A 14,330-nucleotide genomic window follows, 5' to 3' on the forward strand; every position below is an offset into this window, starting at 1 on the left:
GTCACGCCTTAACCCTCATCCCCCTCGTCATCATCCCCACCATCGATCTTCATGCCTAGCTCCTTGATCTTGCGGGTCAAGGTGTTGCGGCCCCAGCCCAGCAGCACGGCGGCGTCGCGACGGCGGCCTGCGGTGTGCTTGAGAGCTGTCTCGATCATGATGCGTTCGAAGGTCGGCACGGCGCTGTCCAGCAGGCTTGACTGCCCGCGGGCCAGCGCCTGGTCGGCCCATTGACGCAGTGCTTGCTCCCAGTTGGTCACTGGCGCTGCGTCTTGCGGCAGGCTCAGCAGTTCAGGTGGCAGGTCGCTGATGTGCACTTCGCGACCCGACGCCATCACCGTGATCCAGCGGCAGGTGTTTTCCAGCTGGCGCACGTTGCCTGGCCATGGCAGGTGCTTGAGGTATTCCTCGGTCTCGGCCTTGAGCAGCTTGGGCTCTACCGCCAGTTCCTGCGCCGCGCGGCTGAGGAAATGCTTGGCCAGGGTCGGGATGTCTTCGCGACGGTCCGACAGGCGCGGAATGTGGATGCGGATCACGTTCAGACGGTGAAACAAGTCCTCACGGAATTTGCCGGCCTGCACCAGGGTTTCCAGATTCTGGTGAGTCGCGGCGATGATGCGTACATCGACCTTGACCGGCACATGGCCGCCCACGCGATAGAACTCTCCGTCAGCCAGGACGCGCAGCAGGCGAGTCTGGGTGTCGGCCGGCATGTCGCCGATTTCATCGAGAAACAGCGTGCCGCCATCGGCCTGTTCGAAACGGCCGCGACGCAGGTTGGCAGCGCCGGTGAACGCGCCTTTTTCGTGACCGAACAGCTCGGATTCCATCAGGTCCTTCGGAATCGCCGCCATGTTCAGGGCAATGAACGGCGAGGCCGAACGCGGGCTGTGGCGATGCAGCGCATGGGCCACCAGCTCTTTACCAGTGCCGGATTCACCGTTGATGAGCACGGTGATGTTGGAGTGGCTCAGGCGGCCGATGGCGCGAAACACTTCCTGCATCGCCGGCGCTTCGCCGATGATTTCCGGGGTGCGGGTCAGGGTTGGCGCAACGTCCATGCCCTGTTGTTCCTGGGCGTGCTGGTTGGCGCGCTTGACCAGCGCCACTGCCTCATCGACGTCGAACGGCTTGGGCAGGTATTCGAAGGCGCCGCCTTGATAGGACGCCACCGCGCTGTCCAGGTCCGAATGCGCCGTCATGATGATCACCGGCAGGCGCGGGTGCTGTTCGCGGATACGCGCCAGCAGATCCAGGCCGCTGGCGCCGGGCATGCGGATGTCGGAGATGATGACATCCGGCTGCTGGCGCGCCAGGCGGCTCATCACGCCATCGGCGCTGTCGAAGCTCTGCGTGGTCATGCCTTCTTGCTGCAAGGCCTTTTCCAGTACCCAGCGGATGGAACGGTCGTCATCGACGATCCAGACAGTTTCACTACGGCTCATGTCGAAGCTGCTCCTTGTTCCAGCGGCAGGAAGATCGAGAAAGTGGTGTGGCCAGGATGGCTGTCACACTCGATCAGCCCCTGGTGCTGACTGATAATGTTCTGGGTGATGGCAAGGCCCAGCCCGGTACCGTCCGGGCGGCCGCTGACCATTGGGTAGAAAATGGTTTCCTGAAGTTCCTGGGGAATGCCGGGGCCGTTGTCGATGATTTCGATCTTGCTCACCAGGCGATGGCGCACGTGGCCGATGGTGAACTGGCGCATGGCCCGGGTGCGCAGGCTGATGCGGCCCAGGCGCAGCTCGTTCTGCCCGCTGATGGCCTGCATCGCGTTGCGCACGATGTTGAGCACGGCCTGGATCATCTGCTCGCGGTCGATCAATACATCAGGAATGCTTGGGTCATAATCGCGCACCAAAGTGATGCAGCCTTGGCTTTCGGCCTCCACCAGGCTGCAGACGCGCTCCAGCACCTCGTGGACGTTGGTCATCGCCAGCGAAGGCAGCTTGTTCGAACCCAGCATGCGGTCGACCAGATTACGCAGGCGGTCGGCCTCTTCGATGATGACGTTGGTGTAGTCCTTCAGGCCCTCATCGGGCAGCTCGCGGGACAGCAGTTGTGCCGCGCCGCGAATCCCGCCCAGCGGGTTCTTTATTTCGTGAGCCAGGCCACGCACCAGCATCTTGGTGGTTTCCTGCTTGGACAGTTGTGCCTCTTCCTTGGTGATCCGCAGCAGGCGGTCACGAGGGTGGACTTCCAGCAACAGCAGGGTTTCGCCCTGGGACAGGATCGGCGTCACGGCGTAATCGACCGTCAGCGTCTGGCCGGTCAGCGCGGTCAGCATCGCCTCGCGCTTGGTGAACGGATGGGCTTGCTCCACCGCCTGACGCAGCGAACTCAAGGCTTCGGCGGATTCGGTGAACAGCTCGCTGATGAATTGCCCATGGCTGCGCTGGCCACTGATGGCGAGCAGCATTTCGGCAGCCGGGTTCATGTACTCAAGGCGCAGATCCGAATTGAGCAGAATCGTGGCAGTGGTCAGGTTGTCGAGCAGCAGTCGGTGCAACGTATCGCTGATAGTCATGAATCTCGTTGACCTCTTTTGGCACATCGCACTGGGGCAAGCCCGAAAGTGCAGGCTCTGGTTGGTCTTGGCCAGCGTGGAAAAGCCACTGATTCAGGGGCGTATTCCTCGCATATTCGCTGGAAAATGCAAAAACCAAACCAAGCTCCGAAAAGAAGCGTTGGCCGAGTCATTTCGGGCCTTTTCTGCACCGTTTGATCGAGTGGGCGGCCGAGCGGCGCAATTTGTGACCCAAAATGGTGTTTTGGTCAGGTCGTTCGTTCAGCTTATGCACCATTTTGGAGCTTAGACCCTGAAAAGGGCGCCATTAGAAAAAAGGCAGGATGCTGCTTTTCTCTTCTGGCGGCTTGTCCTTGAGCGGGCATTCGGGGCGCACGCCGTAGTCGTCCGTCTTGCACGGTTGAGCCAGACGCTTCTGCGCCAGCGAGATGCGCACCATATGGAAAGGTTGATTGGGCGTGCGCTCGACCACCCGCCCAAACTCGTCGACTATTTCGATGGACAGTTGGTGGGTGCCGCGGTCGATGTTGGTCATCGGGAACACCGGGCTGCGTCCCTGCTCGCTGAAGGTCTTGCCGTCCAGCAAGAGGCGGTAGGTGTGGCGAGGTTGCAGTTCGGGATCGTTGGTGACGGTCACGATCAGGTTGCCCTGGATGTCCCGGATGGTGCTGTCCGGTTCCGGGGCGAGAATGCGCAGCAACTGGTAACGAAACAGCGGCCCGGGTTGCGGTTTGCTGCTGGCTGCCTGGCGAGGGGCCTTGGGGGCAGCCTTGATCTGGTTGCTGGGGGCGATATCGACCTTCTTCGCGCCACGGTGGGGCTGATCGGTGTAGACCCGGTTCCCCTCGGCATCGACGTAGGTGTACACATCGGCCACGGCCAGTTGGCAGCAGAGCATCAGCAGGCAGACGAGGACTGTTCCGAATCGCTTCACATCAAGGCTTGCCGACATGGACCCGCTGCACTGTCAGGTTGATGGTCTGGCTTTGCTGGATCGCCTGGTTGCCCTGGAGTACTGCCACCGAGAGACTGTGTTCGCCACGGTCGATTTCCATCACCTGCATGCGCGGCACGTTGGTCGGCTGGCCGTAAGGCTTGCCGTCGATGATCAGTTGCAGCAGATGGCCCTGTTGCAGGCGCGGCTGAATCGCCACGCCAACGGTGAAATTGCCGTTGTTGGCCCGCAGCGCCTCCTCGGTGGGCAGGTCGGTCAAGGCGAGCACCTGATAGGCCGCTGTGTTCTGCGGAGCCTGGCCCTGTGGCGCAGACGCACCGGACGGGGCCGGTGGCGTGTTGGTGGGCACGCTGTTGAGCGGCGGCAGATCCACCGTCTGGGCCTTGATGCCATCGGGCGGCTGATTGGTGTACGCCGTGTTGCCGTTGGCGTCGGTGTACTTGTAGATCTGCGCGACGGCGGGCAAGGCTAAAAACAGCAGCAAAAGGGCAAGGCTTTGACGCATGACTGCTCCAGTACCACGATCAGGAGAACGACTGGTTGTGCCGCGCACGTACGACGCGCGGCACAGGCGCCAGCATAGAGCAAAGCGTGGCGATCGTGTCATTCGCGGCGAGCCTGGACTCAGGCTTTGCCGGGTGCACTGCACAGGGTAGCCGTGGCGGTCTGCATTGCGGTCACGATGATCGGGTCGGATGTGTGACGGTGTATTTCCGCCTGTACCCAGTCCGGGCAGGCGGCGTCATGTTGCCAGGGCAGAAAGGCTGCGTACTTCTGCATCATCACCGGTTGCAGGGTGTCGAGACGGGCGCGAATACCTTGAAAGGCGCTGGCGGCAGGCTCGGCGGGAACCTGGGCGGTCGCGTGCCACTGGGCGATGCGGGCGTACTGCACCTGCTTGTTGGCTTCGATTTGCGCGGTCATGAAGCGACGTACATCGTCCTTGGCCAACCCGTAGGTCGTGGCCTGATTTTCGGCATTGAGGATCACCTGCTGCTCGCGCTCGCTGTCCTGCACGGCCTTGCCGCTGTACCACTTGCTCAGCGCGACATCGTTGGCCACGTCCGCCCGCTGGCCCACGGCTTCAATCAGGGGCCGTAACGAGGCCGGCGCGGGCACTGGCGAGGTTGTAGTGGCGCAGCCTGACATCAATGGCAGGGTCGTGAGGAAGAAGGCGAGGGGCTTGAGCATGTCGAAGTCCTTGATGGGGGAGACGCGGGTCGTGCTGGCGATTATTGCCGAATCATTGGGTGAGCGTGCGGTATCAGGATATTGCCCTTGATTGCGCTTTTTATGCTCCTGACAAAATCGCAGGCATGAAAAAGGCCTCCCGAAGGAGGCCTCTTGTTCACGCAGCTTGCGCTGGCGCGACTGGGATCAGCAGCTGTAGTACAGCTCGTATTCCAGTGGGTGTACGAAAGTACGAACCTTGATTTCTTCTTCCGATTTCAGAGCGATGTAGGCATCGATGAAGTCGTCGCTGAAAACGCCGCCCTTGGTCAGGAACGCACGGCCTTTGTCCAGCTCTTCCAGGGCTTCTTTCAGGCTGCCGCAAACTTGTGGGATCTCTTTGGCCTCTTCAGGCGGCAGGTCATACAGGTTTTTGTCAGCAGCATCGCCTGGGTGGATCTTGTTCTGGATACCGTCCAGGCCGGCCATCAGCAGAGCTGCGAAAGCCAGGTATGGGTTGGCAGCCGGATCCGGGAAGCGAGCTTCGATACGACGGCCACGTGGGCTGGAGACGTAAGGAATGCGGATCGAGGCGGAACGGTTGCGAGCCGAGTAGGCCAGCATTACTGGAGCTTCGAAACCTGGGACCAGACGCTTGTAGGAGTTGGTCGACGGGTTGGTGAAGCCGTTCAGTGCCTTACCGTGCTTGATGATACCGCCGATGAAGTACAGAGCGGTGTCGGACAGGCCGGCATAGCCTTCGCCAGCGAAGGTATTCTTGCCATCTTTGGCGATGGACATGTGAACGTGCATACCCGAGCCGTTGTCGCCGTACAGAGGCTTAGGCATGAAGGTAGCGGTGCGGCCGTAAGCGTCGGCAACGTTGTGAACAACGTACTTCAGGGTCTGAACTTCGTCAGCCTTCTTCACCAGGGTGTTGAAGCGGGTGCCGATTTCGTTCTGACCAGCGGTTGCCACTTCGTGGTGGTGAACTTCGACGACCTGGCCCATTTCTTCCAGGGCGTTGCACATTGCGGTGCGGATTTCGTGGTCGTGGTCGAACGGAGGAACTGGGAAGTAACCACCCTTGACGCCTGGACGGTGGCCTTTGTTGCCGCCTTCGATGTCAGCGTCGGACATCCAGGAGCCTTGTTCGGAGAAGATCTTGAACATGGAGCCGGAGATGTCGGACTTGAACTTCACTTCGTCGAAGATGAAGAATTCTGGCTCTGGGCCTGCGAATACGGTGTCACCGATACCGGTGGTCTTCAGGTACTCTTCGGCGCGGTGAGCGATGGCGCGTGGGTCGCGGTCGTAACCTTGCATGGTCGAAGGTTCGATGATGTCGCAAACCAGGATCAGGGTCGGCTCTTCGGTGAACGGGTCCAGAACGGCAGTTTCGTCGTCTGGCAGCAGGATCATGTCGGAGGCTTCGATGCCTTTCCAGCCGGAGATGGACGAACCGTCGAACATTTTGCCGACTTCAAAGAAGTCATCTTCCAGCGCATCGCGAGCAGGCATGGTCACGTGGTGCTGAGTACCTTTGGTGTCCGTGAAGCGCAGATCAATCCACTTAACGTCATGATCTTTGATGAGTTGAACCGACTTCGACATGTTGTCCTCCGGGGTGGATTAGGGCGGGTAGTTGTGGGCCCTTAAATTTGGGTGATGCCGGGCGCGAATAGTCGGCCAAGGCAACCTGCCTCACAAGGGAGCAATTTGCATGCCAGTGCCCCGTCATGGGTTTTTCCGCGAAAACCACCTGTTTTAGGGCGTTAAACGTCGCAATTGTGAAAATCGATGCACCTTATTGGTGCTCATGGATTGTATACAGTGCCATTTTGGTGCGCTGATGATCGGCTGTGAGATAGTTGGTCAAACCTTGAGCAATTTCCGCTATAATCCGCGCCCCCCTTTTTCGACCGGCACCTCGCGCGCTGTTTTCATGAAACTAATCGTTAAAGTTTTCCCGGAAATCACCATCAAAAGCCGGCCTGTACGCAAGCGCTTCATCAAGCAGCTGGCCAAGAACATCCGCACCGTGCTCCGTGATCTGGACCCGGCGCTGGTGGTCGATGGCGTGTGGGACAACCTCGAGGTCGAAACCAGGGTCGAGGACGCGAAGATCTTGCACGAAATGACCGAGCGCCTGAGCTGCATGCCCGGCATTGCGCATTTCCTGCAGGTCGATCAGTACCCGCTGGGCGACATGGACGACATCTATGAGAAGTGCAAACTGCATTTCGGCGATGCCCTGCCCGGCAAGATTTTCTCGGTACGCTGCAAGCGCGGCGGCCACCATGACTTCAGCTCCATGGACGTCGAGCGTTACGTGGGCAGCAAGCTGCGCCGCGAGTGCGGTGCGGCCGGCATCTCCCTCAAGGACCCTGAGGTCGAGGTGCGGATCGAAGTCCGCGACCAGCGCCTGTACGTGATCCACAGCCAGCACAACAGCATCGGCGGTTACCCGCTGGGCTCGCTGGAGCAGACCCTGGTATTGATGTCCGGCGGTTTCGACTCCACGGTTGCGGCTTACCACGTGATGCGCCGCGGCCTGATGAGCCATTTCTGCTTCTTCAACCTGGGCGGCAGGGCCCACGAGCTGGGCGTGATGGAAGTCGCGCACTTCATCTGGAAGAAGTACGGCAGTTCCCAGCGCGTGCTGTTCGTCAGCGTACCGTTCGAGGAAGTTCTGGGAGAAATTCTCGGAAAAGTCGATAACAGTCATATGGGCGTAGTATTGAAGCGTATGATGTTGCGCGCTGCGACCAATATTGCCGACCGGCTGGAAATCGACGCGCTGGTCACCGGCGAGGCGATTTCCCAGGTGTCCAGCCAGACGCTGCCCAACCTGTCGGTCATCGATTGCGTGACGGAAAAGCTGGTCTTGCGCCCGCTGATCGCCAGTCACAAGCAGGACATCATCGATGAGGCCGATCAGATCGGCACCGGCGCTTTTGCCCGCCACATGCCTGAATACTGCGGCGTGATTTCGGTGAACCCGAAAACGGCAGCCAAGCGCCACCGCGTCGAGCATGAAGAAAAAGAGTTCGACATGGCCGTGCTCGAGCGTGCGCTCGAAAACGCCCGTCTGGTGCCCATCGACCGCGTGATCGAGGAGTTGGGCCAGGACGTCCAGGTCGAGGAAGTCAGCCAGGCCCTGGCCGGACAAGTGGTCATCGACATCCGTCACCCGGATGAAGCCGAAGACCGCCCGCTGGAGCTGGCAGGCATCGAAGTACAAACGCTGCCGTTCTTTGCATTGAACAGCCGTTTCAAGGAACTGGATGACACGCGCCAGTACCTGCTCTATTGCGACAAAGGCGTCATGAGTCGCCTGCATGCTCACCATCTGCTCAGTGAGGGGCATGCCAATGTGCGCGTTTATCGACCGAGCTAAGTGCCCGGGGCTGTTTGCCTGTGGCTTGCGTCACCGGCCCCCCGACACCAGTCGTCAGCCGTAACGGCTTTCGCCGGTTGTTCGCTTTCATAGCTGTCTACAATCAGTCAGCTCACCGAATCCTCTGATCGAGATACACAAGTGATCGAAAATCTACGTAACATCGCCATCATTGCTCACGTTGACCATGGTAAGACTACCCTCGTCGACAAGCTCCTGCGTCAGTCCGGCACTCTTGAGCGCAACGAGCTCAACGACGAACGCGTGATGGACTCCAACGACCAGGAAAAAGAGCGCGGTATTACCATTCTCGCGAAGAACACCGCGATCAACTGGAATGGCTACCACATCAACATCGTCGACACCCCTGGCCACGCCGACTTCGGCGGTGAAGTAGAGCGCGTGATGTCGATGGTCGACTCCGTTCTGCTGCTGGTCGACGCTCAAGACGGCCCTATGCCGCAAACCCGTTTCGTGACCAAGAAGGCTTTCGAAGCCGGTCTGAAGCCGATCGTCGTGATCAACAAGGTTGACCGTCCGGGCGCGCGTCCTGACTGGGTTCTGGACCAGATCTTCGACCTGTTCGACAACCTGGGTGCCACCGACGAACAGCTGGACTTCAAAGTCGTCTACGCCTCGGCCCTGAACGGCATTGCCGGTCTGGACCACACCGAAATGGGCGAAGACATGACCGCGCTGTACCAAGCGGTTGTCGACCACGTTCCAGCGCCAGCCGTTGACCGTGACGGCGCGTTCCAGATGCAGATCTCCGCTCTGGACTACAACAGCTTCCTGGGTGTTATCGGTGTTGGCCGTATCGCTCGTGGTCGCGTCAAGCCAAACACCCCGGTTGTCGCTATCAGCGCCGACGGCAAGCGCCGCAACGGTCGTATCCTGAAGCTGATGGGTCACCACGGTCTGCACCGTGTGGACGTTGAAGAAGCAGCTGCCGGCGACATCGTCTGCATCAGCGGTTTCGACGAGCTGTTCATCTCCGACACCCTGTGCGACATCAACACCGTCGAGGCGATGAAGCCTCTGACCGTTGACGAGCCAACCGTTTCCATGACCTTCCAGGTCAACGACTCGCCATTCTGCGGTAAAGAAGGCAAGTTCGTGACGTCCCGTAACATCAAGGACCGTCTGGACAAAGAGCTGCTGTACAACGTCGCACTGCGCGTTGAAGAAGGCGACTCGGCTGACAAGTTCAAGGTTTCCGGCCGTGGTGAGCTGCACCTGTCGGTACTGATCGAAACCATGCGTCGCGAAGGCTTCGAGCTGGCCCTGGGCCGTCCTGAAGTGATCATCCGTGAAGTTGACGGCGTGAAGCAGGAACCGTTCGAAAACGTCACCATCGACATCCCTGAAGAATCCCAGGGCAAGGTCATGGAAGAGATGGGTCTGCGTAAAGGCGACCTGAGCAACATGGTGCCGGATGGCAAGGGCCGTGTTCGTCTGGAATACAACATCCCTGCTCGCGGTCTGATCGGTTTCCGTAACCAGTTCCTGACCCTGACCAACGGTGCTGGCATCCTGACCTCGATCTTCGATCGCTACGCTCCAGTGAAGTCGGGCCACATGTCCGGCCGTCAGAACGGCGTTCTGGTTTCGGTTGAAACCGGCAAGGCACTGACCTATTCCCTGGAAACCCTGCAGGCTCGCGGCAAGCTGTTCGTTGAACACGGCCAGGAGATCTACAACGGTCAGATCGTTGGTCAGAACTCCCGTGACAACGACCTGGGTGTAAACCCAACCAAAGGCAAGAAGCTCGACAACATGCGTGCTTCGGGTAAAGACGAAACCATCGCTCTGGTACCACCTGTTCGCTTCACCCTGGAACAGGCTCTGGAATACATCCAGGAAGACGAGCTGTGCGAAGTCACTCCTAAGTCCATCCGTCTTCGCAAGAAGATCCTGGACGAAAGCGAGCGTACCCGCGCTGCCAAGAAAGCCAAGGCTTAATTAGCCCCGGCTGAACGAAAACGCCCCCGGTCGAAAGGCCGGGGGCGTTTTTGTTTGTGTGGCATAAGGCTGAATGTTGCGAGGTCTTTGTGGGAGCGAGCTTGCTCGCGAAGACGTCCGTGCTGTCAGCGCAATTTCGGCGGCTGATCAATCCCTTCGCGAGCAAGCTCGCTCCCACAGTTCCCCGTCAGTCGCGGGAGTGCGCACGCGGGCGTCAGAACTTCAACGGCACCCGGCCGGAGTTCGAATTCAGCGTACCGCTGCTCTCGCGAACCACTTCCTTGGGCTTGTACGCGCAGTAACCCGGGCGCGGGCCGATCTTGGGGTGGTTGCGGCAAGTGTCGGGGCGCTTGTCGTAGATGGTGCACAGGCGGCTCTTGCGATCCAGGTACAGGCAGTCGTTGTTGCTCATGCGCTGCAACGTGAAGATGCCCGACTTCTGGTTGAATCGCTCGATAATGCCTTCCTTCTGCAAGCGCTTGGCGATGTTCTTCGGGTTGTCACCCATTTCGAACTCATCGACCACCCCGATACGAATCAGGTCCTTGATCTTCGCCTCGACAGGCAACGTGCAGCAGCTGGAAATGCAGCCTCCGCACATGTGGCTGGAGTATTTCTGCCAGGTCTCCAGGCGGTCGAGTTCAGCGGCGGCGATCAGGGTGGGTTTCATGAAAATGGATTCCGGGTGTATCGGGCGCGCGATCATACCGGGCGCCGCGCATTTCCCCTATCGCAAAATGATCGATGCGACTATCGGCAGGTCTGGCATTGTTGCCACGGCATCGCAATACAGCCAGCGTAGTGTGCGCGCACAGGCAAGCATTATCGGATCGAGGGTGGCTTATGCAACAGGCTCAACAGGTGGTCAACGAGGTTTTTGATCTGTACGTACAGCGCGGCAGCGACGATTACATCGGCGAGCCGGTGTCGCAGATCGAGCACATGTCACAGTCCGCGCAGTTGGCGATGATCGAAGGCTACGACGACGAAGTGGTGCTGGCGGCGTTCTTCCATGACATCGGTCACATCTGCGACCACGACCTCGACGCTGCGAGCATGGGCGGCTATGGCGTGGCCAGTCATGAGCGGGTGGGCGCCGATTACCTGCGCAAATGCGGCTTCAGCGAACGCCTCGCCAAACTGGTGGAGTATCACGTTCAGGCCAAGCGCTACCTGACGCTGCGCCAGCCCGGTTACTACGCGCAACTGAGCGAAGCCAGCCGCCGTACCCTGGAATATCAGGGCGGCGTGATGAGCGAGGCCGAGGCAGATGCGTTCGAGAAAGACCCGCTGTGTGATGTCAGCCTGCGAATGCGGCAGTGGGACGAGATGGCGAAAGAGCTGAACGTGCCGGTGATCGATCTGAAAATCCTGAAGGAAAAGGCCCTGGCCCTGTTGGCGGCATAACCCCGTAGCAGCACGGCTTGCCGGCGGGGCGGTGTGCCAGACAAATATGCTTCACCTGACACACCGGTCCCGCCGGCAAGCCGTGCTGCTACGTGGACCTCATGGCACCACGGATTTTGCCAACGCCTCCACCTGCTCCTGCCGCTCGGCATGGTTCAGCCTGGCGTGGGGGTTGAGCGACGACCATTGCGGATGCGCCCGTGCCTTGTGCAGGGCGTCCGGCAGTTTGCCTTCGCGCCAGGATTTGTCCTGCGGGGTGTCCAGCTTGATGCTGTCCATCGCCGCGTGGCCGCGGGCTTCAAGCGCTGCGAGCAGTTGGCGTTGACGCAGGGCCAGCAGGCGCAGCACCGCATCGTCCACCGTCAGTTCGCGCTGGCCCTTGAGCTTGCCGAGCAGCCGGCCGCCGTAACTGCGGGCGGTCTGCAGGGCGCCCCCGGCGATGGCGCCCACCAGCGCTGCGGCGCCCAGAGTGATGCCGCCGACCAGCACGTCCACGCCCAAGCCTGCCGCCGCCCCGGCCGCGATGCCGCTGCCTACGCGCACGCCCAGCAACTTGAGCGTTTCAGGGTTGAACAGATCATCACCCCAGCGCCCGTCCATCAACGGCAAGTCGCTGGCCGAAGCGTCCTCGCGCCTGAACGCGTACAGCTTGAGCAGCGATTCGACGCAGCGCTGTTCCCGCTGGCGCACGCCCTTGCGCAGGTCGTCGACGGCGCGCTGCACCTGGTCGGGCTCGCTGGCGACACTGCGTCGACAGGCCGCGCAATCGAGCAGCAACTCGGCGATCAACCGTGCCGCACTGTGCCGACGCACTTCACGCTGGGCCTGCTGGTCGAGAATCAGCCGTTCCAGCTGCCCGCGCGAGTTTTCCAGCAACAGCGCCAGGCTTTCATACAAGCGCCGCTCTCCATCCTCGGGCGGGGCGACGCTGTCGAAGCGCACCAGCGCGTGCAGCCCGAGGCGCGCCAAGGCTTCGCGCCAGTCTGGCTCGCGGTGCTGTGCGCTGCTGACGAAATTCAGCACCGGCAACAGCGGTTTGCCACAACTGGCGAGGACGGCCAGCTCGTCACGGTATTTGGCCAGCACCGGCTCCCGGGCGTCGATCACGTACAGGCCCGCGTCCGACGCCAGCAATTGGCGCAGCACCTTGGCTTCCTGTTCGAAACGCTGGCGGGCTTCGCTGCCGTCGAGAAAGCGCGCCAGGCGTGCCGGGCCGTCGAGGCGTTCGCCCGGGCGATCCAGGCGTTCGAGGTAGTCGAGCAGGGCGATGGCGTCTTCCAGGCCCGGCGTGTCGTACAGCTCCAGCAGCGCCTGGCCGTCCACCGACAAACGTGCGCCTTCCACATGGCGGGTGGTGCTGGGGCGATGGCTCACTTCGCCAAACCCGACGTCGCGGGTCAGGGTACGCAGCAGCGAGGTCTTGCCGACGTTGGTGTGCCCGACCACTGCGAGTTTCAGCGGACGGTAGCTGGCTTTGTCAGTCATGTCCGGTCTCCAGCCAGGTCAGCGGCGCGCTGTCGGCCCAGTGCAGTTCCTGTTGTTGCAGTGCGCTGTGCCAGTCACTCAACCGGTCGGCATCCAGCGCTTCACCCACCGGTGCGGGCAGGAGCCAGATGCGGGTGGCGCTGGCGCAGCGAGCCAGCTCGGCGATCAGTGCAAGACTGCCGCGATCCGGCGAGCGGCGAGGGTCGCAGGCAATCGCCAGGCGTGCCGGCGGATAGCGGGTCAGTTGATCGAGCAGGTTGCGGCGCGATTCCCGGCTGTCGAGAATCCCGGCGTCGGCGATGCCTTTGGGCAGCTTGGGCGGCCAGGGGCGTTGCTCGTCCAGCTCTATGGCCACCAGCAACGCGCCTTCGCTTTGCGCCGCAGGGGGACCGCTGGTGACCTGATGCAATTGGGCAGGCGCAGCATCGTTGACCCCCAGCCGCTCGCTGCTGGGCATCAACCGTTCCCGCAGCTCGACGAAACCGGGTTCGCTCAAGTCTAGGGTCAGGTGTTTGCGACCGCTGCGCCAGCGTCCGTAGCACAACAGCGTGAGCAGCAAGCGAGGCGCGATGCCGTACACCACCAGCACGCCCACCAGCCATGCTGCCCAAGACTGACGAGCGTTTTCGACCACCAGTGCCGTGTCGCCGCTGGCGCGGATCATCGCCTCGCTTGGCACGCTGAAACCCAGCAGCGAGGGCAGGGTGCCGAGCCCTTGAGTGAGGGTGACGAAGGTGTCGCTACCCAGGATCGTGGTTTCCCAGACGAAGCCATAGCGCCGGGTCGCCATCAGCAACAGCAGCAGTGTCAGCGCACTCGTTAGAGCGAGCAGCCACAGGCCATTGACGCAGGTGCCCAGCAGCCAGCGATTCAGGCGCTTGCGTTGCAGCAGCAGAATCAGCGCCGGGGCCAGTTGCGCGGCCTGGGCATCGCGGGCGAGTTTTTCACTCAGCCACAGCCAGAGCCGCCCAAGGCTGGCGGCGCCTTCGCCTGCGAAGATCAGGCCCAGCGCCCAGCCGATCAACAGGATCAGGTCAAGGCCCAGCAGGCTGCCCAGGGCCCAGAACACATTGACCGGTGCCTGGCCATTGCCCAGCGCTGCGAACGCAAGGCCAGCGCCGCTGACGACAGCGAAGAGCGCCAGCAGGATCAGCGCCAGCCGAGCGCCCTGTTTCCAGTGGCGCAGGGCCGCGAGCATGCCGTCGCGCTCGGCCAGCCACAGGGCGCGATGTTTGATTCGGGAAAGCAGGTCGCCATCGCCGGCACGGGCGCGGCGAGTCGCTTCGTCATCCTCAAGAGGTCCTGCATATTGTTCACGCAGGCGCACGGCTTCGGTCAGCCAGAGTTCATCGAGTGGGGTCAGTGCAGTCACGCGGCGTCTCGTTGGTGAAATCAAGGGTGAGCATAACCGTTGTGGCGCAAGC

The 14,330-nt window shown here is 61.2% G+C and carries 13 protein-coding genes; 4 read left to right on the plus strand and 9 right to left on the minus strand.

Annotated elements, in window-relative coordinates; genetic code table 11:
* Window positions 1-8: 8 nt before the first annotated feature.
* The 6 genes from ntrC to glnA form a co-directional block, all read right to left on the minus strand.
* On the minus strand, window positions 9-1,445 hold the full coding sequence (ntrC, locus tag NPS29_RS22345; RefSeq protein WP_274135160.1) for a nitrogen regulation protein NR(I): 1,437 nt from the start codon (window positions 1,443-1,445) through the stop codon (window positions 9-11).
* Window positions 1,442-2,527 (minus strand): nitrogen regulation protein NR(II), encoded by a 1,086-nt coding sequence (gene glnL, locus NPS29_RS22350; RefSeq protein ID WP_274135162.1) that lies wholly within the window; start codon window positions 2,525-2,527, stop codon window positions 1,442-1,444. The genes ntrC and glnL overlap by 4 nt, the downstream gene beginning before the upstream one ends.
* A gap of 307 nt (window positions 2,528-2,834) precedes the next feature.
* Complete coding sequence (locus tag NPS29_RS22355; protein WP_274135163.1) at window positions 2,835-3,479, minus strand: DUF4124 domain-containing protein; 645 nt, start codon at window positions 3,477-3,479, stop codon at window positions 2,835-2,837.
* The gene (locus tag NPS29_RS22360; protein ID WP_274135164.1) at window positions 3,463-3,987 is read right to left on the minus strand and encodes a DUF4124 domain-containing protein; all 525 of its coding nucleotides are present in this window, start codon (window positions 3,985-3,987) and stop codon (window positions 3,463-3,465) included. Before NPS29_RS22360 ends, NPS29_RS22355 begins: the two co-directional genes overlap by 17 nt.
* A gap of 119 nt (window positions 3,988-4,106) precedes the next feature.
* Window positions 4,107-4,673 (minus strand): chorismate mutase, encoded by a 567-nt coding sequence (locus NPS29_RS22365; RefSeq protein ID WP_274135165.1) that lies wholly within the window; start codon window positions 4,671-4,673, stop codon window positions 4,107-4,109.
* Between the two features lie 186 nt (window positions 4,674-4,859).
* A complete protein-coding gene (glnA, locus tag NPS29_RS22370) occupies window positions 4,860-6,266 on the minus strand; it encodes a glutamate--ammonia ligase (protein WP_274135166.1) in 1,407 nt (468 codons plus the stop codon).
* Between the two features lie 331 nt (window positions 6,267-6,597).
* Between glnA and thiI the strand changes: the two genes are divergently transcribed.
* Window positions 6,598-8,052 carry a tRNA uracil 4-sulfurtransferase ThiI gene (gene thiI, locus NPS29_RS22375; protein ID WP_274135167.1) on the plus strand — a complete coding sequence of 485 codons (1,455 nt, stop codon included), beginning with the start codon at window positions 6,598-6,600 and terminating at the stop codon, window positions 8,050-8,052.
* Between the two features lie 141 nt (window positions 8,053-8,193).
* Entirely contained in the window at window positions 8,194-10,014 is a 1,821-nt protein-coding gene (gene typA / locus NPS29_RS22380) for a translational GTPase TypA (RefSeq protein WP_274135169.1), read from the plus strand.
* 214 nt (window positions 10,015-10,228) lie between these two features.
* Here the strand turns inward: typA and NPS29_RS22385 are convergent, their stop codons facing one another.
* Entirely contained in the window at window positions 10,229-10,684 is a 456-nt protein-coding gene (locus NPS29_RS22385) for a YkgJ family cysteine cluster protein (protein WP_274135170.1), read from the minus strand.
* Here NPS29_RS22385 and NPS29_RS22390 point away from each other — a divergent pair.
* Complete coding sequence (locus NPS29_RS22390) at window positions 10,683-10,895, plus strand: hypothetical protein (protein WP_274135172.1); 213 nt, start codon at window positions 10,683-10,685, stop codon at window positions 10,893-10,895. The two genes, NPS29_RS22385 and NPS29_RS22390, sit on opposite strands and share 2 nt — an antisense overlap.
* A complete protein-coding gene (locus NPS29_RS22395; RefSeq protein ID WP_274135174.1) occupies window positions 10,858-11,421 on the plus strand; it encodes a phosphonate degradation HD-domain oxygenase in 564 nt (187 codons plus the stop codon). Before NPS29_RS22390 ends, NPS29_RS22395 begins: the two co-directional genes overlap by 38 nt.
* Before the next feature lie 99 nt (window positions 11,422-11,520).
* On the opposite strand, the gene NPS29_RS22400 is transcribed toward NPS29_RS22395, so the two are convergent.
* A complete protein-coding gene (locus tag NPS29_RS22400; RefSeq protein WP_274135176.1) occupies window positions 11,521-12,906 on the minus strand; it encodes a GTPase/DUF3482 domain-containing protein in 1,386 nt (461 codons plus the stop codon).
* Window positions 12,899-14,278 (minus strand): DUF2868 domain-containing protein, encoded by a 1,380-nt coding sequence (locus NPS29_RS22405; protein ID WP_274135177.1) that lies wholly within the window; start codon window positions 14,276-14,278, stop codon window positions 12,899-12,901. The genes NPS29_RS22400 and NPS29_RS22405 overlap by 8 nt, the downstream gene beginning before the upstream one ends.
* Window positions 14,279-14,330 lie beyond the last annotated feature (52 nt).

The organism is Pseudomonas putida, from assembly GCF_028682175.1.
Lineage (GTDB): Bacteria > Pseudomonadota > Gammaproteobacteria > Pseudomonadales > Pseudomonadaceae > Aquipseudomonas > Aquipseudomonas putida_AD.